This is a genomic window from Janibacter limosus, assembly GCF_004295485.1.
GTDB classification, from domain to species: domain Bacteria; phylum Actinomycetota; class Actinomycetes; order Actinomycetales; family Dermatophilaceae; genus Janibacter; species Janibacter limosus_A.
The window spans coordinates 88,715-113,123 of the sequence record NZ_CP036164.1; the positions used below are offsets into that span (position 1 = coordinate 88,715).

The following is a 24,409-nucleotide window of genomic DNA, read 5'->3' on the forward strand; positions in this document are numbered from 1 at the left end:
CCGTAGAGGAGAGTCATGGACTTCAAGCCCACCACCAAGGTGGCCGAGGCGCTTGCCCTGGCCCAGCGATCCGCCCAGACGCAGGGGCACCCCGAGGTGACCCCTGCGCACCTCGTGAGCGCGCTCGTGCAGCTCGACACCCCGCAGTGCGACACCCTCCTGCAGGCGGCCGGGACCGGCGCGCCGCACGTGCTCGCCCAGGCGGACGCCCAGGTCGCGTCCCTGCCCACCACGAGTGGTGCGGCTCAGCCCCCTTCGCTCGGGCGTGAGCTCCTGACCGTCCTCCAGCAGGCCGACACGCTGATGCGGGCCAAGGGCGACGACTTCCTCGCCCTCGACCTGCTGCTGCTCGCCCTCGCCGAGACCGGCCACCTGGCCGCGGTGGAGAAGCGGGGCGCCACGGACATGGAGACCAAGGTCGAGGAGCTGCGCGCCGGCCGCAAGGTCACCTCGGAGACCCCGGCCGAAGGGGGCGAGGCTCTGGAGCAGTACGGCACCGACCTCACCGCGATGGCCCGTGACGGCAAGCTCGACCCGGTCATCGGCCGCGATGCCGAGATCCGTCGAGTCGTCCAGGTGCTCTCGCGCCGGACCAAGAACAACCCCGTCCTCATCGGCGAGCCCGGCGTCGGCAAGACCGCCGTCGTCGAGGGGCTGGCCCAGCGGATCGTCTCCGGCGACGTGCCGGAGTCGTTGCGCGGCAAGCGCCTCGTGAGCCTGGACCTCGGTGCGATGGTCGCGGGGGCCAAGTACCGCGGCGAGTTCGAGGAGCGGCTCAAGGCCGTGCTCGAGGAGATCAAGGCGAGCGAAGGGGAGGTCGTCACCTTCATCGACGAGCTCCACACGGTCGTCGGCGCCGGTGCGTCCGGCGAGGGCGCGATGGACGCGGGCAACATGCTCAAGCCGATGCTCGCCCGCGGCGAGCTGCGGCTGGTCGGCGCGACGACGCTCGACGAGTTCCGCGAGCACATCGAGAAGGACCCCGCACTGGAGCGTCGCTTCCAGCAGGTCTTCGTCGGTGAGCCGAGCGTCGAGGACACGATCGCGATCCTGCGCGGGCTCAAGGAGCGCTACGAGGCCCACCACAAGGTGGCCATCGAGGACTCCGCACTCGTCGCGGCTGCCGCGCTGTCCGACCGGTACATCACCGGTCGCCAGCTGCCCGACAAGGCCATCGACCTCGTCGACGAGGCGGCCTCGCGACTGCGCATGGAGATCGACTCCAGCCCGGTCGAGATCGACGAGCTGCAGCGTGCCGTCGACCGGCTGAAGATGGAGGAGCTGCACCTGGCCAAGGAGACCGACGAGGCGTCCAAGGAGCGGCTGGAGCGGCTGCGCAAGGACCTCGCGGACAAGTCCGAGGAGCTGGCCGGCCTCACCGCCCGCTGGGAGTCGGAGAAGACCGGCCTCAACGCGGTCGGTGAGCTCAAGGCCCGGCTGGACGACCTGCGCACGCAGGCCGACCGGCTGCAGCGCGACGGCGACTACGAGGGCGCCTCGCGCCTGCTCTACGGCGAGATCCCCACGCTCGAGGGCCAGCTCGCTCAGGCCAGCGAGGCCGAGGCGGTCCGTGACGACACCGACCTGATGGTCAAGGAGCGCGTGGGCGCCGACGACATCGCCGAGGTCATCTCGGCGTGGACCGGCATCCCCGCAGGACGTCTGCTGCAGGGCGAGTCGGAGAAGCTGCTGAGCATGGAGTCGATCATCGGCTCGCGCCTCATCGGCCAGACCGGTGCCGTGCGTGCGGTCTCCGACGCGGTGCGCCGCTCGCGGGCCGGCATCGCCGACCCCAATCGTCCGACGGGCTCCTTCCTCTTCCTCGGGCCCACAGGTGTTGGCAAGACGGAGCTGGCCAAGTCCCTGGCCGACTTCCTCTTCGACGACGAGAAGGCGATGGTGCGCATCGACATGTCGGAGTACGCCGAGCGGCACGCGGTCGCGCGCCTCATCGGTGCGCCTCCGGGCTATGTCGGTTACGAGGAGGGCGGTCAGCTCACCGAGGCCGTGCGCCGTCGGCCGTACTCGGTCGTCCTGCTCGACGAGGTGGAGAAGGCACACCCGGAGACCTTCGACATCCTGCTGCAGGTCCTCGACGACGGTCGCCTGACCGACGGTCAGGGCCGCACGGTCGACTTCCGCAATGTCATCCTCGTGATGACCTCCAACCTCGGCAGCCAGTTCCTCACGGACCCGCTGATCGAGGCGGAGGCTCGCCGCGAGTCGGTCATGGGGGTCGTGCGGCAGGCCTTCAAGCCGGAGTTCCTCAACCGGCTCGACGAGATCGTCATCTTCGACGCGCTCAGCCGTGACGAGCTCGGCCACATCGTCGATCTGCAGGTGCGCGAGCTGGGCGGCCGTCTGGCCGACCGCCGCATCGACCTGGAGGTCACGCCGGCCGCTCGACAGTGGCTGGCCGACACCGGCTACGACCCGGCCTACGGTGCGCGGCCGTTGCGCCGGCTGGTGCAGAAGGAGATCGGTGACCGGCTGGCCACCGGCCTGCTGTCCGGGCAGGTGCGCGACGGGTCGACCGTCGTCGTCGACCGTGATGACGAAGGGGGCGGACTCGCCCTTCGCTGAGGACCGGACGCTGCGGCGCCCTCCACCGCAGGCCGGGGAGGGCGCCGCGCCGCGTCGACCGCCCTCAGGTCACCCGAGGACCTCGACACTGCGGTGGTCCGCGATCCGGGTGGCGAGCTCGGCCTGCTGGGTGCGGCGGTCGCCCCACGTGCGAGTGATGGCGGTGAGCCGCGCGGTCAGGTGGCTCACGGGGTGCTCTGCCGTGACACCGATGCCCCCGTGCATCTGGATGGCCTCCTGGCCGACGAGTCGGGCCGCGCGGTCCACGACGAGCCGGGCCCGCAGGACGTGGTCGATGTCGACGGGACTCTCGTCCGCGACCATCGCGGCATAGAGGGTTGCGCTGCGCGCGAGCTCGAGCTGCGCGTACATGTCGGCTGCGCGATGCGTGAGAGTCTGGAAGCTGGCCAGCTTGCGACCGAACTGGGTCCGCGTGTCGAGGTAGTCGGTCGTGAGGCGCAGGGCCTCCTCCATCGCGCCGACCGCCTCGGCGCACAGCACGACGCCACCGAGGGCGAGAGCCTCGCTGATGGCGCTGTCAGCAGCCTCACCCTGCGCGAGCAGGGTCGCTGACGTGCCGTCGAGGACGACCTCGGCCTTCGCCGCCTCCAGAGCCGTCACGAGGAAGACGCCGGTACCGGCGTCCGTCGCAGCGGTCACGACCAGATGGGTCGCGTCCGGGGCGTAGAGCACAGGGGCCTTGGTCCCGGTGAGGGTCCAGGCATCGCCCGACCCGCTCGCGACGACGTCCGTCGGCTGCGGTGACCAGGCGCGTAGCGGCTCGGCGAGTGCCGGGATGGGCAGCGCGGTGCCCTCCGACAGGCCGCCGAGGACCTCACGGCGCACGGCGTCGGACGCGAGGGAGGCGATGAGCGAGCCGGCGACGATCGTCTCGGCGAGCGGCACCTGCAGGCGGGCCCGGCCCAGCTCGGTGGCGGCAGCCGAGACGTCGGTGAAGCCGGCGCCCATGCCACCGTCCTCCTCGGCCCACACGAGGGCCGGGACACCGGCCTGGACAAGGCTCTGCCAGAGCGCGTCATCATGGCCGGAGGGTGCTCCGGACTCGCCTCGCTCGGCGGCGGGGGAGCCGTACCGTCGGAGTGTGCCGCGGACGGCCTCGGCGAGAGCCTGCTGCTCGTCGGTGGGGGAGAAGTCCATGGTCAGCCCTTCAGTCCAAGAATGGTGGCCGCGACGATGCCGCGCTGGACCTCGCTGGATCCGCCGTAGATGGTCGCCTTGCGGTAGTTCAGGTAGGTCGGGACACTGCGCGCGGCCCAGTCGGGCACGGACTCGAGCGCGTCCCAGACCATGGCCATGGGGCCGCTGATGTCGACAGCCAGCTCGAGGACGTCCTGCTGCAGCTGCGAGCCGCAGAGCTTGAGGATCGACGAGGCCGGGTTGGGACGACCGTCCTCGGAGCCGCCGGAGACCCGGACGGCGGTCAGCTCCAGGCTCATGAGCTGCGACTCGAGGTCGACGAAGCGGGCAGCGACGGCCGAGTCGTCCAGGAGGCTCCCGTCACCGAGCCGCACCTGCTGTGCGTGCTCCTTGAGCTCGGCGAGCCAGCGCTTGATCTGGCCGGTGTTGGCCACGCCGACACGCTCGTTGCCGAGGAGGAACTTGGCGTAGTCCCACCCGCGGTTCTCCTCGCCGACGAGCTGGGCGGCAGGGACGCGGACATTGTCGAAGAAGACCTCGTTGACCTCCACATCGCCGTCGATCGTGCGGATCGGGCGGACCGTGATCCCTTCGCTCTTCATGTCGAGCAGGATGAAGGAGATGCCGGCCTGCTTCTTGGGGGCATCGGGGTCGGTGCGGACGAGGGCAAACATCCAGTCCGCGTGCTGGCCGAGGGTGGTCCAGGTCTTCTGACCGTTGACGACGTACTCGTCGCCCTCACGGACGGCGGTCGTGCGCAGCGCCGCGAGGTCGGAGCCGGCACCCGGCTCGGAGAAGCCCTGGCACCACCAGATCTCGGCGGTCGCCGTCCCGGGGAGGAAGCGCTCCTTGAGCTCCTCGGACCCGAAGGTGGCGATGACCGGGCCGACCATCGAGGTGTTGAAGGGCAGCGGCGGCGGCACGCCGGCCGCCTGCAGCTCGCTGTTCCAGATGAACATCTGCAGCGGGGTCCAGTCCTGGCCTCCCCACTCGGTGGGCCACCCGGGCGTGGCCAGGCCCGCTGCGGCGAGCGTCGACTGGCTGAGGCGGATGTCCTCTGGTGTGAGCTTCTCGCCAGTGGTGCCCTTCTCACGGAGATGGGCGGGGAACTCCCGGCTGAAGTAGTCCCGCATGCGCTGCTGGAAGGCGGACTCGTCCGCAGAGAGGCGTCGTTGCATGACGCCAAACTAGCGACCGGGCGACGAGTTGAACATGGGTTCAGGAGATTCTTTGCCCAGGCACGCATCTCTCCCGGCCCGTGGGAGGGCTCGCCCGGCCGACTCGGCGCCCGGGCTGGCAGGCTGGGGGCGTGCGGACTCGCGAACACGTCCTGGTCGTCGGTGGCGGCGTCGCCGGGCTGGCGCTCGCCGCCGCCCTCGACCCGCGCCGCGTCCACGTCACCCTCGTGGAGGAGCGGCCCGAACGGGCCGGCGCCGGCACGGTGCTCGCCATGTGGCGCAGCGGCCGGGTCGCCCTCGACGACCTCGGCGTGGGGGAGCGGACCCGCTCGGCCTCCCTCCCAGCAGAGCGGGCCGTCCTGCGGGATGCCGCCGGCCGGGACCTGCACGACATCGCTGCTTCCCTGTGGTTCACCCCACGCGCGGAGCTGATGGCGGCGCTCGAGGCGGCCCTGCCCCCTTCGCTCTCACGCCTGACGCAGCAGGTCACGGACCCGCGGGCCCTCGCCACCCAGGTCGGCGCCGACCTCGTCGTCGGCGCGGACGGCGTGCGCTCGGCCGTCCGTCAGCACGCCTGGGCGGGGACGGCGCCGGTCGTCACCGACTGGATCGCGCTGCGCGGGCACCTGCCCGGACCGCCCGAGCGCACCGCCACCGAGTGGTGGGGGCCGGGCGGTCTCTTCGGCACGACGCCGGGACCGCAGGGTGCCGCGTGGTTCTGCGCGGTGCGCGGTGGCCGTGGCGCCACCGTGGACCCGGCCGAGGCACTCGCCCTGGCCCGCGGCCACTTCGCCGACTGGGACCCGCGCACCCGCGAGGTCCTCGCAGCCGTCGGTGGGCAGGCCGACGCCCAGCGCATCCTGCTCGCACCGCGCCTGCGCACCAGCGCCGACGACCGTCTCGTCCTCATCGGCGACGCGGCCCACGCGATGAGCCCCAACCTCGGTCGCGGCGCCAACGAGGCGCTCGAGGACGCGCTCGCCCTCGCCGCGATGGTCCACCGCCACGGGACGAAGGGAGCGCCCCGCGCCTTCAGCAGGCGCCGCCACCTGCGCGGACAGGTCCTGCGGACCGCGGCCTCCGTCGGGCTGCGCGCCGCGACGACACGCCGTGCCGCTCCCGCGCGGGACGCGCTGCTGCGCGCTGCGGGGAGCCTCTCCTGAGGGGGAGGACACAGGTCGGGCACGAGCGACCCGTCAGCGGTTAGGTTGGCCGACATGCGACGACGTCCACTCCTTGCCGCCGTGCCCCTCGTCCTCACCCTCGGCCTGGCCGCCGGGTGCTCGGGCTCCGGGGACGCGACCCCACCGAAGCAGGCCCTCGAGACGGCCCGCACGACCTTCGTCGACGCCGGCACGGTGGGCTTCGACCTCAAGCAGTCGGCGCTGCCCAAGGGCCGCAACGGCGTCAGCGCGGCGCAGGGCTCCGGTGTCATCGACAAGACGACCCCCAAGTTCCAGGGCCAGGTCACCGGTGTCATTGACGGCAACTCGGCCGGCGTCGAGATCATCGCCATCGACACCAAGACGTGGATGTCCTTCTTCACCAAGGACTTCAACCCTGTCGACATGAAGGACCTCGGCGCGCCCAACCCGGCCGAGTTCTTCCGCACCGGCAGCGGTGTCGACCAGGTCATCGCCCACACGACCGACCCCGTGGTGGGTGAGCGCACCCGCAGTGGCGACACCGTCCTGCAGGAGTACACCGGCAAGCTCCCCAAGGCGGACATCACGCGCCTCTTCGGCCTCGGTGAGGGTGGCGACACCTTCGACGTGACCTATGCCATCGAGCCCGAGAGCGGCGAGCTGCGCACGGTGAAGATCTCCGGCGACTTCTACAAGGAGGCGCCGACGACCTTCACGCTCAAGCTCAAGGACTACGGCAAGAGCGTGACGATCGACAAGCCCGCCACCTGAGGTGGGCGGCCCCATGACCGGGACCAACCCCCGGACCCTGCTCGCGCTCGCCTCCACGGCCGTCGCGCTGGCCGCAGCGGACACCTATGTCGTCGTCCTCGCGCTCACCGACATGATGAGCGGCGTCGGGCTCGGCCTGGACAACCTGCAGCGTGCGGCCCCGATCATCTCCGGGTTCCTCCTCGGCTACATCGCGGTCCTGCCGCTCATCGGGCGCCTGGCTGACGTCATCTCGCGCTCGCGGATCCTGCTCGGCTGCCTCGTCGTCTTCGTCGTCGGCTCGGGCATCACGGCGCTGGCCGTCGACCTCGACATCCTCGTCGCCGGCCGCGTCGTGCAGGGCATCGGTGGTGGGGGACTGGTCCCGGCGACCCTGGCCCTCGTCGCCGACCTGTGGCCCCCGGGGCGCCGGGGGCTGCCGCTCGGCATGGTCGGCGCCGTCCAGGAGCTCGGCTCCGTCCTCGGCCCCCTCCTCGGCGCGGCCGTCCTCGCGGTCGCCGACTGGCGGGCCATCTTCTGGCTCAACGTCGTCCTCGGCCTCCTGCTCTTCCTCGCGATCGCCCTCGTGACCCGTGGAGCGCCCTTCGAGACGGCCGCGGGCGGCCTCCTCAGGAACCAGGGGGAGGACCGTCCCCGTCCTCGCGTGGTGACCACCGCGCTCGGGGTGCTCACGGTGGGCCTGCTCTGGCTGACGCTGGCGGCACCCCCTTCGCTCGCGTCGGACGTCTATCTCGGGCTGCCCTTCGTGCCCTTCGCCGGGGACAGCCGGCTGCTCACCCCGATCGGGGCGGTGACCGCAGCCCTGGCCGTGCTGCTCGTCGTCCTGACGATCCGCCGCTGGTGGCCGCCCCTGCGGGAGAGCGACCTGCCCGGCGCGCTGCTGCTCGGCACGGTCCTCGGGTGCATCGTGCTGACCTTCGCCTCGGCCGACCCCGAGTCCGAGGTCGTCGGGCCGCTCGGCTACGCCCTGCTGCCCGTCGCGGGCATCGCCGCTCTGGGCTACGTGTGGCGCCACCGGACCGCGGCCTCGCCGCTCGTCCCGCGCGGCACGGTCCGTGGGCGCACCGGGTGGGCGCTGCTCGTCTCGCTCCTCGTCGGCGTCGCGCTCGTCTCGGTGGTCGCCGACGCCCCGCTCTTCTCCCGGCTGACCACGTCCGGCACGCAGACCGACGCGGCGATGGAGCTGGTCAAGTTCCTCGTCGCCGTGCCCGTCGGCGCGCTCTTCGGCGGCTGGATCCTGCGCTGGGTCGGCGACGGACTCTCCGCTGGCGTCGGGCTGCTGCTCGCGACCGGCGGCCTGGTCGTCATGTCGGGCTGGGACCGCGGCTCGCTCACCGAGGTGACCTCGACGATCACCCTCGCGCTCGTCGGCTTCGGCCTGGGCATGGCGCTCGCGCCGGTCAACGACGCGGCGCTCGCCGACTCCCCGCAGCACGCCCACGGGACGGCGTCGAGCCTCGTCGTCGTCGCGCGGATGGTCGGCATGGTCGTCGGCCTCGCGCTGCTCACCGGCGTCGGGCTGCACCGCTACTACCAGGCCGTGGAGGCGCTGCCGCGCGAGCAGCAGACGAGCGGTCAGGCCCTGCTCGACGCCGCGCTGCTGCAGGTGCACACGGTCTTCGTCGGTGCCGCCGGCGCGGCCCTGGTGGGCGCCCTCGTGGCCTTCGTCTTCCTCGGTGTGCGTCGCCGGGAGGGCTCAGGCTCGCTGGCTCGCGGGTTCGGCGTCGAGGAGTAGCTCGATCTTGTCGGCGATGACCGCCGGCGCCTCGAGCAGGACCATGTGACCGGTGTGCGGCACCATCCAGAAGTCCGCGCCGGGGACGAGCGCGGCCAGCCGGCGCCCCGCGGAGACCGGGGTGAGCCGGTCGACCCGTCCCGTGACGACCACGGTGCGGACCTCGGCGAAGGGGGCGAGGTGCTCCCTGAAGTCGAGCCCGGCGATCGCCCGGTGCCAGTCGGAGACGACATTGGCGCGGGTGCGGGTGGTCATCCGCATGGTCGTGCGCACCGCCTCCGGGTCGGGGTCCGGGCCGAAGAGGTTGGCCGCCGTGAGCCTGGCCGTGGAGGGCAGGCCTCGGGCGTTGGCCGGCAGGGCGCCGAGGAGCTTCATGGCGAGCGCCTCCCCGCGGATCGCCCGGCGGGTGAGGTGGGCGGCGGTGCCGATGAGCGCGACGCCGCGCACGCGGCGGTGCACCAGGCCCGGGTCGACCTGGGCCAGCGCCATCAGCGTCATGCCGCCCATCGAGTGCCCGCCGAGGACCACATCGCCCTCGGGAGCAGTCTCGGCGATGACCTCGCGCAGGGTGGCCCCGAGGTCGAGCAGGCTGACCTGCCGGTCCCTGCCGGGGGTCGAGCGGCCGTGGCCGGGCTGGTCGTAGGTGATCACCCGCAGGTCCGGGCGCCGGCGCTGGAGCTCGGTGACGACCGGGTCCCAGACCTCGGTGGTCGAGCACCAGCCGTGAGCGAGGACGAGGGTGGGCCCCTGTGCCTGCCCGCTCGTGGCGGGGTGGTCGAGGACCGCGATGCGCGCGCCGTCGGGCGAGTCCACGGTGAGGCGGCGGGGGCCGGACGACGAGGTCACGCGGCGCTCCCTTCGTCACCGTCGAGGCCGACGATGACCGGGGCGTGGTCGCTCGCTCCCTTGCCCTTGCGCTCCTCGCGGTCGATCGACGCACCGCTCACCCGGGCGGCGAAGGAGGGCGAGCCGAGGACGAAGTCGATGCGCATGCCGCGCTTCTTGGGGAAGGCGAGCTGCTGGTAGTCCCAGTAGGTGTAGGTGCCGGGGCCGGGAGTGTGGGGGCGCGCGACGTCGACGAAGCCGGACTCGAGGAAGGCGTTGAAGGCCGCGCGCTCCGGCGGCGAGACGTGGGTCTTGTCGGCGAAGTACTCCATCGACCAGACGTCCTCGTCCTGGGGCGCGACATTCCAGTCACCGCACAGCGCGGTCGGGGTGCCGTCGGCGGACCACTCGAGCGCGCGCTGCCTCAGCTGCTCGAGCCAGGCGAGCTTGTAGACCATGTGCGGGTCGTCGAGGGTGCGGCCGTTGGGCACGTAGAGCGACCAGACGCGCACGCCGCCGCAGGTCGCGCCGATCGAGCGCGCCTCGGGAGCGACCGGGTCGCCGAAGCCGGGGTCGCCGTCGAAGCCGATCGACACGTCCTCGAGGCCGACGCGGGAGAGGATCGCCACGCCGTTCCACTGGTTGAGGCCGTGGTGGGCCACCTCGTAGCCGAGGGCGGTGAAGCGGTCGTGGGGGAACTGCTCCTCCTTGGCCTTGGTCTCCTGGATGGCCAGGACGTCGACGTCGCTGCGCTGCAGCCAGGCCTCGACGCGGTCGACGCGGGAGCGGATGGAGTTGACGTTCCAGGTAGCGATGCGCACGGCGCCACCCTAGCCATCGGGACTGACACCATTGAGCCCATACCCACAACCCCGTGATGGGCCTGATGGGCACGCTCTTCTTCGACAAGGTGATCGGCAAGGACTTCGGCAAGGGGCTCGCCGCCATGAAGCAGGCGGCGGAGCAGGGCTGAGCCCTCGGGTCCAGTCCTCGGGTCTGGCCATGGCCGCGACGGGTCGTTAGCGTCGACAGCATGCGACCCCTCATCGAGATCCCTGCTGCCGACGGCACCGCCGAGGCGATCGTCGCCCGGCCCGACGACGGCACCCACCCCGGAGTCCTGCTGTGGATGGATGCCATCGGGCTGCGTCCCCGCATCGAGGAGATGGCCGACCGCATCGCCTCCTGGGGCTATGTCGTGCTCGCGCCCAACACCTTCTACCGGCTCGGGACCGCGACCGAGATGTCGCCGCCGCCCGGCATCGACCTCACCGACCCCGACCAGCGGGCGGCCTACGGGCAGAAGAGCTTCCCGCGGGTGGCCGAGCTGACCAAGGAACGCACCGAGGCGGACGTCGCTCCCTTCGTCGCCGCGCTGCGCGCCCTGCCCGGCGTCGCCGACGGGCCCATCGGGACCACGGGGTACTGCATGGGCGCCAAGCACGCGACCCGGGCCGCCTGCGTCGACCCGAGCATCGCTGCTGCCTGCGGTGGTTTCCACGGCGCGCAGGTGGCCTCGGACGAGCCGGACAGCCCCCACCTGTCGCTGGGCAGCGCACGGGCGGACTTCGTCTACGGCCACGCCGACCACGACCGCTCGATGCCACCGGAGATGGTCGCGCGGCTCGACGCGGCGCTGGCCGAGCACGGGCTGGAGGCGCGCACGGCGATCTACCCGGACGCCCCGCACGGCTACACGATGAGCGACACCTCGAGCTACCAGGAGGCGGGCGCGGAGCGGCACTTCAGCGAGCTGCGCGAGCTCCTCGAGCGGACGCTGCGAGCGTGAGCACCGCCCTCGTCACCGGCGCGACCGCCGGCATCGGCCGCGAGTTCGCCGTCCAGCTCGCGACGAAGGGGGAGGACCTCGTCCTCGTCGCCCGCGACACCGCGCGTCTGGACGCGCTCGCCGCCGAGCTCGCTGCCGCCCACGGCGTGGCCGTCGAGGTGATCTCCGCCGACCTGTCCGACCGGGCCGCGCTGGAGCGGGTGGCCGAGCGGCTGCGCGACCCGGCCCGACCCGTGGACCTGCTGGTCAACAACGCGGGCTACGGGCTGGGATCTCCCTTCGTCGACACGACAGTCGAGGACGAGGAGCGGCTGCTCGACGTGCTCGTGCGCGCGGTCCTCGTCCTCAGCCACGCGGCCGCCGGAGCGATGACCCAGCGGGGCAGCGGGCGGATCCTCAATGTCTCGTCCGTCGCCGGGCTGCTCACGAGCGGCACCTATGCGGCGTCGAAGGCCTGGGTCACCACCTTCAGCGAGTCGATCGCGGCACAGCTGGCGCCGCGCGGGGTCGGGGTCACCGCGCTGCTGCCCGGCTACGTGCGCACCGAGTTCCACGAGCGGGCCGGGATCGACAAGAAGCGCACCGGTCCCTTCTGGCTGGACGCGCCCGACCTCGTCCGCCAGGCCCTCGCCGACTCCGAGCGCGGCCGCGTCGTGTCCGTCCCGAGCCCGCAGTACAAGGCGGTCGTCGGCCTCGTGCGCCACCTGCCCCGGGGCCTGCTGCGCAACCCGCGGGTCACCGCGCTGCACCGCAAGAACTGAGCTGCCCCTCCCCCCATCTCCTTGAGTTCGTGCGCAAAAGGTGCGCGTCTCCTTAAGGTCGTGCGCAAAAGGTGCGCGTCTCCTTAAGGTCGTGCGCAAAAAAATGCGCACGACCTTAAGGAGATGCGGTTCAGAGGGGGCCGAGGGCGGCGGTGAGGTCGGCGTCGAGGTCCAGCGTCTCGAGGACGTGGAGCAGCGCGCGCTCCTCGAAGCGGAAGTGCGACTCCATGATCGCGCCGAGGCCCTCGAGGTGCGTGTGGACCCTCTCGGGTGGCTCGTCCCGGTCGAGCGCTGCCTCCAGCCCGGAGATGAGATGGCTCATCATCGAGTGGTCCTGCGTCAGCTTGAGCAGGGTGTCGCCGAGGTCGGGGTGCTCGGCGGCGATCGCGGGGAAGAGGTGCCGGTCCTCCCCTTCGTGATGACGGGTGAGGGCCGTGCAGAACCCGCGGCAGAACACCAGCAGGTCCCGCGCCACCTCGGGATCGTCGCCGGTCCCTCGCACGAGGTCGAGCGCCTCGCGCAGACGGGCGTGGACCGCCCTCAGCTCATGTGCCCAGGCCACGAGCCTGGTCTGGTCGCCCTCAGTCACGGGAGGGCGAAGGGTGGGAAACGCGCATCGCACGTCCTCCTTCGGTACGGCGCCTCCATGCCTGACACGGTCTGCCACCGGCACGCGACGCTGGCGCCACCTTAGCTCTGACTCGAGCCCTGCCTCGGCAAAGCTACTTGCGGGTACGACGTGCACTTGTCGACGCGTCCCCGGACGGAAGGCTGGCTTTCCGGGGTTCCCGAAGCGGTCGGATCGACAGGTGCACGTCGTACCCGCAAGTAACCGGGGCCGTGTTCGGTCGTCGGAGGCGGGCGCAGCGAGCGTGGGAGGATCGACCCGTGACTGACATCGCCGCCGACCGCGCCCGCCTGCTCGAGATCGTCAAGGACAAGGCCATCGTCCACGGACGCGTGACCCTCTCCTCCGGCGCCGAGGCCGACTACTACGTCGACCTGCGCCGCATCACGCTCGATGGCGAGGCCTCCCCACTCGTCGGGCGGGTCATGCTCGACCTCGTCGCGGACCTCGACTTCGACGCCGTGGGCGGGCTGACGCTGGGCGCCGACCCGGTCGCCACCTCCATGCTCCACGCCACCGCGGCGAAGGGGGAGCGCCTGGACGCCTTCGTGGTGCGCAAGTCGGGCAAGGCGCACGGCCTGCAGCAGCGCATCGAGGGCCCGTCGATCAAGGGCCGTCGCGTCCTGATCGTCGAGGACACCTCCACCACGGGCAACTCGCCGCTCGAGGCCGCCACCGCCGCCCGTGAGGCGGGCGCCGAGGTCGTCGCCGTCGCGACGATCGCCGACCGGGCGACCGGTGCCGCCGACAAGTTCGCCGAGGCCGGCCTGGAGTACCGCCACGTCTTCGGGCTCGAGGAGCTCGGGCTCGCCTGAGGCCCAGCCCGATCCGTCTGCATTGCCCTAGGGCAATGCAGACCAGCGGCCACGGGTTAAGTTAGGCTCTCCTAAGTTTCAGCCATCCCCGCTGTCAGGAGAGCCATGAAGATCGCCGAGCTCAAGGACCGCGTGGTCCTGGGTGCCGCCCGCGTGTACGCCCGCCGCACGATGGCCGACTACGCGGAGCGCGCCGAGGAGTCGCAGTTCGAGGTCACGGTCACCCGGGTCGTCGAGCTCAACCCCGTGATGCGCCGGATCACCCTGAGCGCACCCGAGATCCGCGACTACTCGCTGCTCGGCCCCGACGAGTACTTCGGCCTGCTCATGCCCGGCGCCGACGGCCGCCTGCACCTGCCCGACCCGGAGCGCAGCAATGTCCGCGCGGCCGTCAGCGAGATGCCCGAGGACGAGCAACCCGGCCTGCGGTGGTACACGATCCGCAGCATCCGCCGGAGCGAAGGGGAGGTCGACGTCGACATCGTGACGCACGGCGACTCCGGTCCCGGGTCGGCCTGGGCGACGTCGGTGCAGGTCGGCGACATCGCCGGGTTCCGCTCCGGGGGAGCGCTGTACTCCAGCTTCGACCAACCGGGTCAGCTCCTCGTCGCCGACGAGACCGCACTGCCGGCGCTCCTGGCGATCCTCGAGGAGCGCTCCCGCCGTGGGCTGCCCGGTCTCGGAGAGGGCGTCGAGGCGCACGTCGAGGTCCCCTCGTCGAGCGTGCTCGACGGCATGGACGTCCCGACCGACGTGGTCGTGCACCTGCGCGGCTCCGCCGCCCCCGGCACCGCGGTCCTCGCTGCGCTCGCCGAGTCGCCCGCCTCGAGCGCCGGCCTGGACTACGCGTGGCTCTGCGGCGAGTCGGGCCTGGCCACCTCCCTTCGCCGCCATCTCGTGCAGCAGGGCATGGACAAGCGGCAGATCACCTTCTCCGGCTACTGGAAGCTGGGCGCCGCGCGCGGCTGACCACCGGCCGGATAGCGTGCTGCCCATGGAGCCGCACCTCGTCGCCCTCGATGTCGACGGCACGATCCTGACCCACGACGGCGAGCTGCGAGCCGCCACCCGCGACGCGATCCGCGCGGTCGCCGCCGCGGGCCACCACATCGTCATCTCGACCGGGCGCTCGGTCGTCGCCACGACACCCGTCCTGGAGATGCTCGACCTGTCCCACGGGTGGGCCGTCTGCTCCAACGGCGCCGTCACCCTCGAGCTGGATCCCGCTGAGCCGCACGGCTATCGGATCGACGAGACGGTCACCTTCGACCCCCGCGAGGCGCTCACCCTCGTCATGGAGCACGCGCCGGACATCCTCGTCGCGGTCGAGGAGGTCGGGGTCGGCTTCAAGGTCGCCAAGCCCTACCCCGAGGGCGTGCTCATGGGCGAGCAGGTCGTCGTCCCCTTCGAGCAGCTCGTCGACACACCGACCACCCGCGTGTCCTTCCACGACCCCGAGGCCGCGAGCGAGGACTTCCTCGAGCTCGTCGAGCGGATCGGGCTGCACGGGGTGAGCTACTCCGTCGGCTACACCGCGTGGCTGGACCTCGCCCCCGAGGGCGTGTCCAAGGGCTCGGCGTTGGAGCTGGTGCGCCGCCGGCTGGGCATCGAGCCGCACCTGACCTTCGCGGCCGGCGACCAGCGCAACGACCTGGAGATGCTCCGCTGGGCCGCCCGGGGGGTCGCGATGGGTGATGCGCCACCCGAGGTCGTCGCCGCCGCGGACGAGCAGACCGGGACGGTCTACGAGGACGGCCTCGCAGATGCACTCCGACCGCTGATCTGAGGGCAGGATGTGCTCGTGGAGCACACACCTGACATCGACGACGCCCGCGACGCAGCGCGCGACACCGCCCGCAAGGTCGGCGACCATCCAGCCCTCGAGGCGCTGGCTCGCGCCGGTTTCGTCGTCTCGGGGGTGCTGCACATCGTGCTCGGCTGGACCGCGGGCCGCGTGGGCTGGGGCAGCGGTGGCCAGGCCGACCAGTCCGGCGCCCTGTCGACGCTCGCGAGCAACCCCGCCGGCACGATCCTCATGTGGGTCATCGTCATCGGCCTCGCCGCGCTCGTCCTGTGGCAGCTGACCGTGGCGATCGGGCCGAGGCTCGGCGACAGCGGCGTCCTCGACCGGGTCAAGGCGGTCGGCAAGGCCGTCGTCTACGGCGCGATCGCCTGGACCGCGGCGAAGTTCGCCATGGGCTCCGGCTCGTCCTCCTCGTCGGAGCAGTCCTCGCAGGACGTCACCGCCACCCTCATGGAGGCACCGGCCGGCCAGCTCCTCGTCGGCGCGGTCGGCGTCGCGGTCATCGCCGTCGGCGGGTACCACGTGTACAAGGGCGTGACCCGCAAGTTCCTCGACGACCTCGAGGAGGACCCCGGCACCTGGGCGACCCGCTCGGGCACGGTCGGCTACCCGGCGAAGGGAGCGGTCCTCGCCCTCGTCGGTGCCTTCTTCGTCATCGCTGCCGTGCAGCACCAGTCCTCGCAGGCGTCCGGCCTCGACGGCGCGCTCAAGAGCCTGCGGGACCAGCCCTTCGGCCCGTACCTGCTCACCGTCGTCGCGGTGGGTCTGGTGGCCTTCGGCCTGTACTGCTTCGCGCGGGCCCGTCACCAGCGGATCTGACCCCCTTCGCCCGCAAACCCGTTGCCCCGACGAAGGGGGAGGGCCTAGCCTTGTCGGGTCCGACCGGCGGTGGCAGCGTCCGGTCCCCACGACCTCGAAGGTGATGACCCGCTCGATGCGGCACCAGATCTCCCGCGACTGAAGAGTGCGACCGACCGCGGCCCACGCACCGCGAGTCCCGTCGGCGTGCGCAGCGACGGTACGGAGATCTCCATGTCATCACCCACCCCGGGGGCGGACGCCCTCGTCACCCTCAGTCACGTCACCCTCGACTGGCCCGACGGCACCCGCGCCCTCGACGACGTCAGCGGGGCCTTCGGTCACGGCCGCACCGGTCTCGTCGGGCGCAACGGCTCGGGCAAGACCACGCTGCTGCGCCTGATCACCGGGGAGCTCAACCCGACCTCCGGCACGGTGCAGGTCGCCGGGTCCGTCGGGACCCTGCCGCAGCAGCTGGGTCTCGACACGCAGCGGACGGTGGCGCAGGCGCTGGGCATCGCGCCAGCGCTCGCCGCCATCGCGGCGATCGAGGCCGGCTCGATCGACCAGGCGGACTTCGACGCCGCCGACGGCCACTGGAGCATCGAGGCCGAGGCGCTCTCCGCACTGGCCACCCTGGGCCTGGTCGGCGACGCGGACCTCCTCGGCCGGGCCCTCGGGACGCTCTCCGGCGGTGAGGTCGTCACCGTGGGGCTCGCCGCCCTCCAGCTGCAGCGGGCCGACATCGCGCTGCTCGACGAGCCGACCAACAACCTCGACCGGGCGGCCCGGCAGCGACTCGTCGAGGCGATCGACACGTGGCCGACCGGCCGCTCGCTCGTCGTGGTCAGTCACGACACCGACCTGCTCGAGCACGTCGACCGCATCGTCGAGGTGCACGGTCACGAGCTGCGCGGCTTCGACGGGCCGTGGTCGGTGTACCGCGCGGCGATCGAGGCAGAGCAGCAGGCGGCCGCCGATGCCGTCCGGGCCGCAGAGCAGGAGGTGCGTCGGCAGAAGCGCGACCGCGTCGAGGCGGAGCTCAAGCTGGCCGGGCGCAAGCGGATCGCCGATCGCGATCAGCCGAGCAAGCGGGCGCCCAAGATCGTCATGAACACCTGGGCCATGAAGGCAGAGAAGTCAGCCGCCAAGCACCGCCACCTCCACGACGATCGGCTCGACCGGGCGCGGACCTCGCTCACACAGGCCGAGGGCCGGGTCCGCGAGGACCGCTCGATGCGCATCGAGCTGCCCGGTACCCGCGTGCCGGCCGGTCGCACGGTGCTGGAGCTGCAGAAGGGGAGGGGCACTCCCTTCGTCGTGAAGGGGCCGGAGCGGATCGCGCTGTCGGGCGCCAACGGGGCGGGCAAGACCACGCTCCTGCGGGAGGTCCTCGGGCTGCCGATGGCGGTCCCGCCCGTGGCGCGGCTCGTCCGGCGGATCGACGAGGTGGGTCACCTGCCGCAGCGGATCGAGCTGGACGACGACCTGAGCGTCCTCGAGACCGTGCGTGCCGCGGCGCCGACCGTGCCGCCCCAGCAGGTGCGGGCGTCGTTGGCGCGCTTCCTCTTCCGCGGGGCGCTCGCCGAGCGGCCGGTCGCTGGGCTGTCGGGTGGCGAGCGGTTCCGCGTCGCGTTGGCCAGCGTGCTGCTCGCCGACCCGGCCCCGCACCTGATCGTCCTGGACGAGCCGACCAACAGCCTCGACGTCGACAGCGTCGACCAGCTCGTCGACGCGCTGACCGCCTACGAGGGTGCGCTGCTGGTCGTCAGCCACGACGAGGGCTTCCTCGAGCGGATCGGGATCACCCGCCGGTGGGAGATCCGCGCCGGCGCCCTCCATGACTCCCCGACAACCGCACAACCTTAAGGAGATGCCAGCTTGGTGCGCACGACCTTAAGGAGATGCGGGTTCGGTGCGCACGACCTTAAGGAGATGCCAGCCTGGTGCGCACGACCTTAAGGAGATGCGGTGTCGGTGGGTGCGGTCGGGGAGCCTGGTGACGGAGCGAGCGACGAAGGGAGGACCGCCAGGCCGAGGAGGGCGATGGCGGCGCCGAGGACCAGCCCCATCACGACGTCACTGATGTTGTGCACCCCGAGCAGGATGCGGTCGGCGGCGGTGAGGGCCGCGCCGGCGAGCGCCAGCAGCGTTGCGCCCCAGCGGATCCACGCCAACCGGGCGGCCCGCACCAGCGCGATGACGAGCACCGTGCCGACCGCGATGTTGGTCGCGTGGCCGCTCGGGTAGGACCAGCCCCCGACCTCGACGACCGCGTCGATGGGGCGGGGCCGCTCGACGAGCAGCTTGCACCCGACGCCGAGGCCCCAGCCGGCGAGGCCGATGGCGACGGTGACGACGGCGGCCCGCGCGGTGATGCGGCGTCGCACGGCGAGCACCCCGCCGAGGATCGCGACGACGGGGTAGACGAACCACGGCCCGCTGAGCAGTGCCCAGAGCACGGCAGCGTCGTGCCAGCGCGGGTGGCCGGCGATCGCGGCGACGCCGTGGGTGACGCCCCAGGCGTCGACCTCGCGGACCGCGGAGGAGGGGATCAGCACCCACTCACCGAGTGCCGCGACGGCCAGCGTGGTCGCCACCATGAGCAGCACTGCCGACACGACGCGCAGGAGAGTGACGGGGCGGTCTGCAGGCATCCACCGATTGTGCGGCATGCTGGACCCGCCATGTCCGATCTCGTCATCACATCCCCGGCCAACCAGCGCCTCAAGGACCTCGTCGCACTGCGTCGCCGTCGCAACCGCGAGGGAGCAGGTCTCACCCTCCTCGAGGGTCTCGAGGAGACCTCGCTCGCGCTGGACTCCGGCGTGCGCCCCATCGCCCTCTTCCACTGCCCCGAGCTGATGCTCGACGAGCAGGCCGGAGCCGACCTCGTCGAGCGCGCTCGCGATGTCGGTGCCGAGGTCGTCGAGCTGGGCCGGGTCGCCTTCGAGAAGGTCGCCTACCGCGAGGGGCCCGACGGCATCCTGGCCAAGGTCCCCACGCCCGGCCTGGCCCTCGACGAGGTCGACCTGCCGGACAACGCGCTCGTCCTCCTGTGCGAGGGCGTGGAGAAGCCCGGCAACCTCGGGGCCATGCTGCGGACCGCCGACGCCGCGGGCGTCGCGCTCGTCATCGCGGCCGACCCGGTCACCGACTGGGGCAACCCCAATGTCATCCGATCGAGCAAGGGCACCGTCTTCTCCGTGCCCGTCGCCTCCGCGAGCACCGACGAGGTGTGGACCTGGCTGGCCGAGCGCGGCGTCGAGATCGTCGCCACGACCCCGGACACCGACATCGAGCACACCGACGCGATCCTCACCGGGCCGGTCGCGGTCGCCGTCGGCTCCGAGAAGTACGGCCTGACCGACGCCGCACTTGCCCGCGCGCACCACAAGGTGCGCATCCCCATGGTCGGCCGGGCCAACTCGCTCAACGTCGCGACCTCGGCGGCGATCGTCGTCTACGAGGCCGTGCGGCAGCGGCGACAAGGCTGACGGGCTCCCTTCGCCCGAGGGGGCCGCGACCACCGGACCGGACCCGATTACTGGCCGGAGTGCGGCCTGTGTCACGATGCTTGCATGCGCGTCGACCACGTCTCCTATGCTGCAGACCAGTCCGGTGTCAAGGCCACGGCCCAGCGTCTGGGCGAGGCCCTTGGCGTGCCCCCCGTGGACGGGGGGATTCATCCCCGATTCGGCACGCGCAACATGATCCTGCCGCTCGCCCACGAGCGCTATGTCGAGGTCGTCGAGGTCCTCGACCACCCGAGCTCCGACAAGGCCCCCTTCGGCCAGGTCGTGCGGGCCCGCTCCGAGGCCGGCGGCGGCTGGATGGGCTGGGTCATCCGCGTCGACGCCGAGATCGAAGAGGTCGAGCAGCGCCTGGACCGCAAGGCCGTCGCGGGCAACCGTCGCCTCTCCGACGGCCGTGAGTTCCTGTGGAAGCAGATCGGCATCAAGGGCACCCTCGCCGACCCGCAGCTGCCCTTCTTCGTCAAGTGGGGCGAGGGCTCGCCGCACCCGAGCGAGGAGGCGTCCACCGACGTCACCATCTCCGCCCTGATGATCGCCGGCGACCAGGCGCGCGTCACCGACTGGCTCGGTGGCCTGCCCCCCGAGGAGACCTCTTCGGTCATCGACTTCGAGTTCGTCGCGCCGCACGGCACGCCCGGACTGCTCTCGGTCACCTTCAACACCCCCGGTGGTCCGGTCACCCTCTGACCGGAGCCCATGGCCTGGTCCGACCGCGTCGGCGGCTTCTTCGCGCTCGACGACGACTGGGAGCGCCCCGGCGGCACGATCAGCCGCGGCGACGCGCTCTTCACCCTGACGGTCGTCGCGCTCTCCCTCTTCGTCCTGGAGCTGATGCGCGCGCTCGGCAGCCTGGTCGAGGTCGACCGGCCGATCTGGCAGCAGTGGCTGCTCACCGCGATCCCCGCGCTCTTCCTGCTCACCCGACGCCGGTACCCGCTGCTCACCGCCGCCGCGGCGAGCCTCGCGTACTGGGCGATCTCGTCCTACGAGCCACTCATGGCCAGCCTGCTGTCGACCCAGGTCAGCTACTTCCTCGTCGTCCTCGGTGGCGTGGCCTGGGCGCGCAACCGCCGCACCATGGCCGGGGTCTACGGCGTCATCCTCTTCGCGATGTTCCTCTGGCTCGTCTGGGGTTTCGCCGTGGGACAGGCGACCACGGGCATGGTGGGCTCGCCCGACCCGGAGGCGTGGATCGCGCCGACGATCGCGGCGCCCGTCATGCTCAGCATCATCAACATCCTCTACTTCGGCGGGGCGGTGATCGGTGGCCAGGCGGCCTGGCGCTCGGCCCGTCAGCGGGCGGGGCTGCGGACCCAGACCGAGACCATCCGCGAGCAGACCGGCCAGCTGCGTGAGGCGGCGGTCGTCGAGGAGCGGCTGCGCATCGCGCGCGAGCTGCACGACGTCGTCGCCCACCACGTCTCCGGTATCGGTGTGCAGGCGGCCGCGGCCCGTCGTGTCCTCGACAAGGACCCAGAGGCGGCGAAGGGAGCACTGCTGCGGATCGAGGGTGGCAGCAGGGACGCCGTGACGCAGATGCGCGGGCTCCTCGGGACGCTGCGGATGGGGGAGGCCCCCGCCCCGGACACCGACCACGCGCCCGAGCCCACCCTGGCGGACGTCGTCGGCCTCGTCGCCGAGCGTGACGGCACGGCCCTGACCGTCACCCACGAGGTCGTCGAGGACTCTCCCGGGGACCTCGACGCCGTCCCCACGGCGATCGGGCACTCCCTCTACCGCACCGCGCAGGAGGCCCTGACCAATGTCGTGCGGCACTCGAGCGCGCAGCGGGCGCGCGTGACCGTCCGGGTCGGCGACCGCCACGCGGAGGTCGAGGTCACCGACGACGGTCGCCCGCTGCCCGGGAGCTCCGGCAGCGGCATGGGCCAGCTCGGGATCCGCGAGCGGGTGTCCTCGCACCACGGCACCGTCGAGATCGGGCCGCGCCCACTGGGTGGCTACCGCGTGCGGGCGCGCATCCCCCTTCGGTCGGAGGAGTCATGACGGACACGCTGCGGGTGCTGCTCGTCGACGACCAGCCGATCATCCGGTCCGGCTTCGCGATGATGCTCTCCGTCGAGGAGGACCTCGTCGTCGTCGGCGAGGCGGCCAACGGGCGCGAGGCGATCGAGATCGCCGAGCGGGAGCGCCCCGATGTCATCGTCATGGACGTGCAGATGCCGGTCATGGACGGGATCACCGCGACCCGAGAGATCGTCGAGCGCGACCTCGGTCGGGTCATCATCCTGACGACCTTCGACGCGGACAACTACCTTTTCGACGCGCTGCAGGCGGGAGCGAGCGGATTCCTGCTCAAGAACGCCGAGGCCGACCAGCTCGTCGACGCGCTGCGCGCGGTCGGTCACGGGCACGCGCTGCTCGCGCCCGAGGTCACCCAGCGGGTCATCGCCCAGATGGCCGCGCCCAGCGCCCCCACCACCGGAGGCGAAGGGAGGCACGCCGCCCTCCTCGCCCACCTCACCGACCGCGAGCTCGACGTGCTGCGCCTCATGGGCGCAGGCCGCTCCAACTCCGAGATCGCCGCCGAGCTGGTCATCGGTGCGGCGACCGTCAAGACGCACGTGTCGAGCATCTTCGCCAAGCTGCAGGTGCGTGATCGGGTGGGCGCGGTGATCATCGCGCACGAGGCCGGCATCGTCGGGGGCTGACTCTCCACCCACGGGGGGAGACCCCCTTCGCCTCAAGACCACCCCCGGGGCTGATCCGCTGCCACCCTCCAGTCCATAGCGTTGGCGGTATGGACAGAGCACCGCAGACCATCACCGTCGAGGGACTGACGCGACGCTTCGGGGACTTCACCGCCGTCGACCACGTCGACTTCTGCGTGCCGCAGGGCACGATGACCGGCTTCGTCGGCGGCAACGGCGCGGGCAAGACAACCACCATGCGGATGATCATGGGCGTGCTGTCGATCACCGAGGGCCGGGTCATGTGGGGCGACCAGCCCATGACCGCCGCGCACCAGCGCTCCATCGGCTACATGCCCGAGGAGCGCGGGCTCTACCCCAAGCAAAAGGTCGCCGACCAGCTCATCTACCTCGGCCAGCTCAAGGGCCTGTCTCCCAAGGCTTCTCGCGAGTCCGTCATGACCCTGCTCGAGCGGCTCGGCCTGGGCGAGCGCACCGACGACACCGTCGAGGCGCTCTCGCTCGGCAACCAGCAGCGGGTGCAGATCGCCGCCGCGCTGATGATCGAGCCGGCCGCGCTGATCCTCGACGAGCCCTTCAGCGGCCTCGACCCCGACGCGGTCGACTCGATGGCCGACCTGCTGCGCGAGCACACCGCACGAGGGGTGCCGGTGCTCTTCTCCAGCCACCAGCTCGACCTCGTCGACCGGCTGTGCGACCAGCTCGTCATCCTCGCCAAGGGGCAGGTCCGGGCCACCGGTACGCCCACCGAGCTGCGGGGCGGCTCCCCTCGGCGGCACCGCCTCGTCGCCGTCCGCGACGCCGGGTGGGTGCGTGAGGTGCCCGGTGTCGTGACCGTCGACGTCGACGGCCCGGTCGCGGTCCTCGACCTGGTGAGCGACTCCGAGACCGAGCGCCAACGCCTGCTCGGCGAGGTCCTCGCCGAGGGGCTGCGCCGCGGAGGGATCACCGAGCTCTCCCCGATCATCCCGCCCCTGTCCGAGGTCTACCGAGAGGTGACGGCATGAAGACCACCAACGCCTGGACGCTCGTCGCGCGCCGTGAGCTGTCCGTCCGCCTGCGCGACAAGACCTTCATCGGCTCGACGCTGCTCTCGCTCGTCATCCTCGTCGGCGTCTTCGGATTCCAGGCGTGGACGGCCAACAAGGCGTCGACCTTCGACCTCGCGGTCACCTCGCAGTCGCAGCAGATGGGCCAGGTCGTCGCCGACGCGGCGCCCGGCATCGACGACAAGGTGAGCGTCACCCTCGTGGACGTCGCCGACGAGGAGGCGGCCAAGGCGGCCGTCACCGATGAGTCCGCCGACGCGTGGCTGCACCAGACCACTGACGGCTGGCAGCTCGTCGGCAAGTCGGACGTCGACTCGAGCCTGCAGGACGTCGCCACGCAGTCGATCGGCACCGCGGTCCTCACGGCCAACGCCGACAAGGCCGGTACCGACGTCACCAGCCTGCAGAAGGGCACCGCCGTCACCACCGACATCCTCGACGGTGACGCGGAGCAGGCGGGCATCGCCAAGGCCGTCGGCTTCGGCATGGCGATCCTCTTCTACATGTCCGCAGCGATCTTCGGCATGTACCTCGCGATGAGCGTCACCGAGGAGAAGCAGTCGCGGATCGTCGAGATCATCGCGACGTCCATCCCCCTTCGTCATCTGCTCTTCGGCAAGCTCATCGCGGCCGTGGCGCTCGCGGTCGGGCAGCTGCTGCTCTACGCGGCGGTCGCCGTGATCGGGGCGAGCTTCACCGAGTGGGGCGACATGCTGCCGAGCCTCACCGCGGGGCTGGCGTGGTTCATCGTCTTCTTCATCGCCGGCTTCACGATGATCGCGGCGCTCTACGCGGTCTCCGGGGCGCTGGCCTCGCGGCAGGAGGACATCCAGTCGACGTCCTTCCCGGTGACGATGCTGCTCATGGTGATGTTCTTCGGCGCGATGTTTGCCAGCGGGCCGATCGTCGACGTGCTCGCCTGGATCCCGCCCTTCTCCGCGATCCTCCAGCCGATGCGGCTGGTGTCCGGCGAGGCGCAGTGGTGGGAGGCGCTGATCAGCCTCGGCATCCTCGCCGCGGTGACGGTGGGCGTCATCCTCGTCGCGGAGCGGATCTACCGCCGGGCGCTGATGCAGACCGGCGGCAAGCTGTCCTACAAGGACGCGTGGAACGCCGAGCTGTAGAGCCGGCCACAGAGACAGATCGGCCCGGGCACCCGCAGGGG

At 71.8% G+C, this 24,409-nt stretch carries 23 protein-coding genes; 17 read left to right on the plus strand and 6 right to left on the minus strand.

Annotation, left to right across the window (positions count from 1 at the left end; translation table 11 throughout):
• The first annotated feature begins 15 nt into the window (after nucleotides 1-15).
• A complete protein-coding gene (clpB, locus tag EXU32_RS00425) occupies nucleotides 16-2,583 on the plus strand; it encodes an ATP-dependent chaperone ClpB (protein WP_130628126.1) in 2,568 nt (855 codons plus the stop codon).
• 69 nt (nucleotides 2,584-2,652) lie between these two features.
• Here clpB and EXU32_RS00430 read toward each other — a convergent pair whose 3' ends face one another.
• The gene (locus EXU32_RS00430; protein WP_130628127.1) at nucleotides 2,653-3,741 is read right to left on the minus strand and encodes an acyl-CoA dehydrogenase family protein; all 1,089 of its coding nucleotides are present in this window, start codon (nucleotides 3,739-3,741) and stop codon (nucleotides 2,653-2,655) included.
• Between the two features lie 2 nt (nucleotides 3,742-3,743).
• Nucleotides 3,744-4,919, minus strand: a complete 1,176-nt coding sequence (locus tag EXU32_RS00435; protein WP_130628128.1) for an acyl-CoA dehydrogenase family protein — start codon at nucleotides 4,917-4,919, stop codon at nucleotides 3,744-3,746.
• Between the two features lie 131 nt (nucleotides 4,920-5,050).
• On the opposite strand from EXU32_RS00435, the gene EXU32_RS00440 reads away from it, so the two are divergent.
• The 3 genes from EXU32_RS00440 to EXU32_RS00450 are packed head-to-tail and all read left to right on the plus strand — an operon-like array spanning nucleotide 5,051 to nucleotide 8,570.
• Nucleotides 5,051-6,082: an FAD-dependent monooxygenase gene (locus EXU32_RS00440; RefSeq protein ID WP_130628129.1), complete on the plus strand. Its 1,032-nt coding sequence runs from the start codon at nucleotides 5,051-5,053 to the stop codon at nucleotides 6,080-6,082.
• Between the two features lie 54 nt (nucleotides 6,083-6,136).
• Nucleotides 6,137-6,835, plus strand: a complete 699-nt coding sequence (locus EXU32_RS00445; RefSeq protein ID WP_130628130.1) for an LppX_LprAFG lipoprotein — start codon at nucleotides 6,137-6,139, stop codon at nucleotides 6,833-6,835.
• A 13-nt stretch (nucleotides 6,836-6,848) separates the two neighbouring features.
• Nucleotides 6,849-8,570 carry an MFS transporter gene (locus EXU32_RS00450; protein WP_165399523.1) on the plus strand — a complete coding sequence of 574 codons (1,722 nt, stop codon included), beginning with the start codon at nucleotides 6,849-6,851 and terminating at the stop codon, nucleotides 8,568-8,570.
• On the opposite strand, the gene EXU32_RS00455 is transcribed toward EXU32_RS00450, so the two are convergent.
• Together EXU32_RS00455 and EXU32_RS00460 are read right to left on the minus strand one after the other, a co-directional pair.
• On the minus strand, nucleotides 8,532-9,416 hold the full coding sequence (locus EXU32_RS00455; RefSeq protein ID WP_130628132.1) for an alpha/beta fold hydrolase: 885 nt from the start codon (nucleotides 9,414-9,416) through the stop codon (nucleotides 8,532-8,534). The genes EXU32_RS00450 and EXU32_RS00455 overlap by 39 nt on opposite strands.
• Nucleotides 9,413-10,216, minus strand: coding sequence for an exodeoxyribonuclease III (locus EXU32_RS00460; RefSeq protein ID WP_130628133.1), 804 nt, complete (start codon nucleotides 10,214-10,216; stop codon nucleotides 9,413-9,415). Before EXU32_RS00460 ends, EXU32_RS00455 begins: the two co-directional genes overlap by 4 nt.
• Before the next feature lie 212 nt (nucleotides 10,217-10,428).
• Between EXU32_RS00460 and EXU32_RS00470 the strand changes: the two genes are divergently transcribed.
• Together EXU32_RS00470 and EXU32_RS00475 are read left to right on the plus strand one after the other, a co-directional pair.
• The gene (locus EXU32_RS00470) at nucleotides 10,429-11,184 is read left to right on the plus strand and encodes a dienelactone hydrolase family protein (protein WP_130628134.1); all 756 of its coding nucleotides are present in this window, start codon (nucleotides 10,429-10,431) and stop codon (nucleotides 11,182-11,184) included.
• Nucleotides 11,181-11,945 (plus strand): SDR family NAD(P)-dependent oxidoreductase, encoded by a 765-nt coding sequence (locus tag EXU32_RS00475; protein ID WP_130628135.1) that lies wholly within the window; start codon nucleotides 11,181-11,183, stop codon nucleotides 11,943-11,945. Before EXU32_RS00470 ends, EXU32_RS00475 begins: the two co-directional genes overlap by 4 nt.
• 130 nt (nucleotides 11,946-12,075) lie before the next feature.
• Here the strand turns inward: EXU32_RS00475 and EXU32_RS00480 are convergent, their stop codons facing one another.
• On the minus strand, nucleotides 12,076-12,534 hold the full coding sequence (locus EXU32_RS00480) for a hemerythrin domain-containing protein (protein WP_130628136.1): 459 nt from the start codon (nucleotides 12,532-12,534) through the stop codon (nucleotides 12,076-12,078).
• A gap of 299 nt (nucleotides 12,535-12,833) precedes the next feature.
• Here EXU32_RS00480 and pyrE point away from each other — a divergent pair, with 299 nt between their 5' ends.
• The 5 genes from pyrE to EXU32_RS00505 all read left to right on the plus strand — a co-directional run bounded on the left by pyrE (nucleotide 12,834) and on the right by EXU32_RS00505 (nucleotide 17,859).
• On the plus strand, nucleotides 12,834-13,388 hold the full coding sequence (gene pyrE / locus EXU32_RS00485) for an orotate phosphoribosyltransferase (protein ID WP_055990784.1): 555 nt from the start codon (nucleotides 12,834-12,836) through the stop codon (nucleotides 13,386-13,388).
• A gap of 105 nt (nucleotides 13,389-13,493) precedes the next feature.
• Entirely contained in the window at nucleotides 13,494-14,357 is an 864-nt protein-coding gene (locus EXU32_RS00490; protein WP_130628137.1) for a siderophore-interacting protein, read from the plus strand.
• A gap of 25 nt (nucleotides 14,358-14,382) precedes the next feature.
• Nucleotides 14,383-15,174 (plus strand): HAD family hydrolase, encoded by a 792-nt coding sequence (locus EXU32_RS00495; protein WP_130628138.1) that lies wholly within the window; start codon nucleotides 14,383-14,385, stop codon nucleotides 15,172-15,174.
• Nucleotides 15,175-15,189: 15 nt separating this feature from the next.
• Nucleotides 15,190-16,011: a DUF1206 domain-containing protein gene (locus EXU32_RS00500; RefSeq protein WP_242612841.1), complete on the plus strand. Its 822-nt coding sequence runs from the start codon at nucleotides 15,190-15,192 to the stop codon at nucleotides 16,009-16,011.
• 213 nt (nucleotides 16,012-16,224) lie between these two features.
• Nucleotides 16,225-17,859, plus strand: a complete 1,635-nt coding sequence (locus EXU32_RS00505) for an ABC-F family ATP-binding cassette domain-containing protein (RefSeq protein WP_130628139.1) — start codon at nucleotides 16,225-16,227, stop codon at nucleotides 17,857-17,859.
• A gap of 89 nt (nucleotides 17,860-17,948) precedes the next feature.
• Here the strand turns inward: EXU32_RS00505 and EXU32_RS00510 are convergent, their stop codons facing one another.
• Nucleotides 17,949-18,647 carry a phosphatase PAP2 family protein gene (locus EXU32_RS00510; protein ID WP_165399524.1) on the minus strand — a complete coding sequence of 233 codons (699 nt, stop codon included), beginning with the start codon at nucleotides 18,645-18,647 and terminating at the stop codon, nucleotides 17,949-17,951.
• 30 nt (nucleotides 18,648-18,677) lie between these two features.
• Here EXU32_RS00510 and EXU32_RS00515 point away from each other — a divergent pair, with 30 nt between their 5' ends.
• The 6 genes from EXU32_RS00515 to EXU32_RS00540 all read left to right on the plus strand — a co-directional run bounded on the left by EXU32_RS00515 (nucleotide 18,678) and on the right by EXU32_RS00540 (nucleotide 24,368).
• Nucleotides 18,678-19,487, plus strand: coding sequence for a TrmH family RNA methyltransferase (locus tag EXU32_RS00515; protein WP_130628141.1), 810 nt, complete (start codon nucleotides 18,678-18,680; stop codon nucleotides 19,485-19,487).
• A gap of 84 nt (nucleotides 19,488-19,571) precedes the next feature.
• Entirely contained in the window at nucleotides 19,572-20,213 is a 642-nt protein-coding gene (locus EXU32_RS00520) for a VOC family protein (protein ID WP_130628142.1), read from the plus strand.
• 9 nt (nucleotides 20,214-20,222) lie between these two features.
• On the plus strand, nucleotides 20,223-21,530 hold the full coding sequence (locus tag EXU32_RS00525) for a sensor histidine kinase (RefSeq protein WP_130628143.1): 1,308 nt from the start codon (nucleotides 20,223-20,225) through the stop codon (nucleotides 21,528-21,530).
• Nucleotides 21,527-22,195, plus strand: a complete 669-nt coding sequence (locus EXU32_RS00530; RefSeq protein WP_130628144.1) for a response regulator — start codon at nucleotides 21,527-21,529, stop codon at nucleotides 22,193-22,195. Before EXU32_RS00525 ends, EXU32_RS00530 begins: the two co-directional genes overlap by 4 nt.
• A gap of 89 nt (nucleotides 22,196-22,284) precedes the next feature.
• Entirely contained in the window at nucleotides 22,285-23,202 is a 918-nt protein-coding gene (locus EXU32_RS00535) for an ABC transporter ATP-binding protein (RefSeq protein ID WP_130628145.1), read from the plus strand.
• Entirely contained in the window at nucleotides 23,199-24,368 is a 1,170-nt protein-coding gene (locus tag EXU32_RS00540; protein ID WP_130628146.1) for an ABC transporter permease, read from the plus strand. Before EXU32_RS00535 ends, EXU32_RS00540 begins: the two co-directional genes overlap by 4 nt.
• The last annotated feature ends 41 nt before the right edge of the window (nucleotides 24,369-24,409 follow it).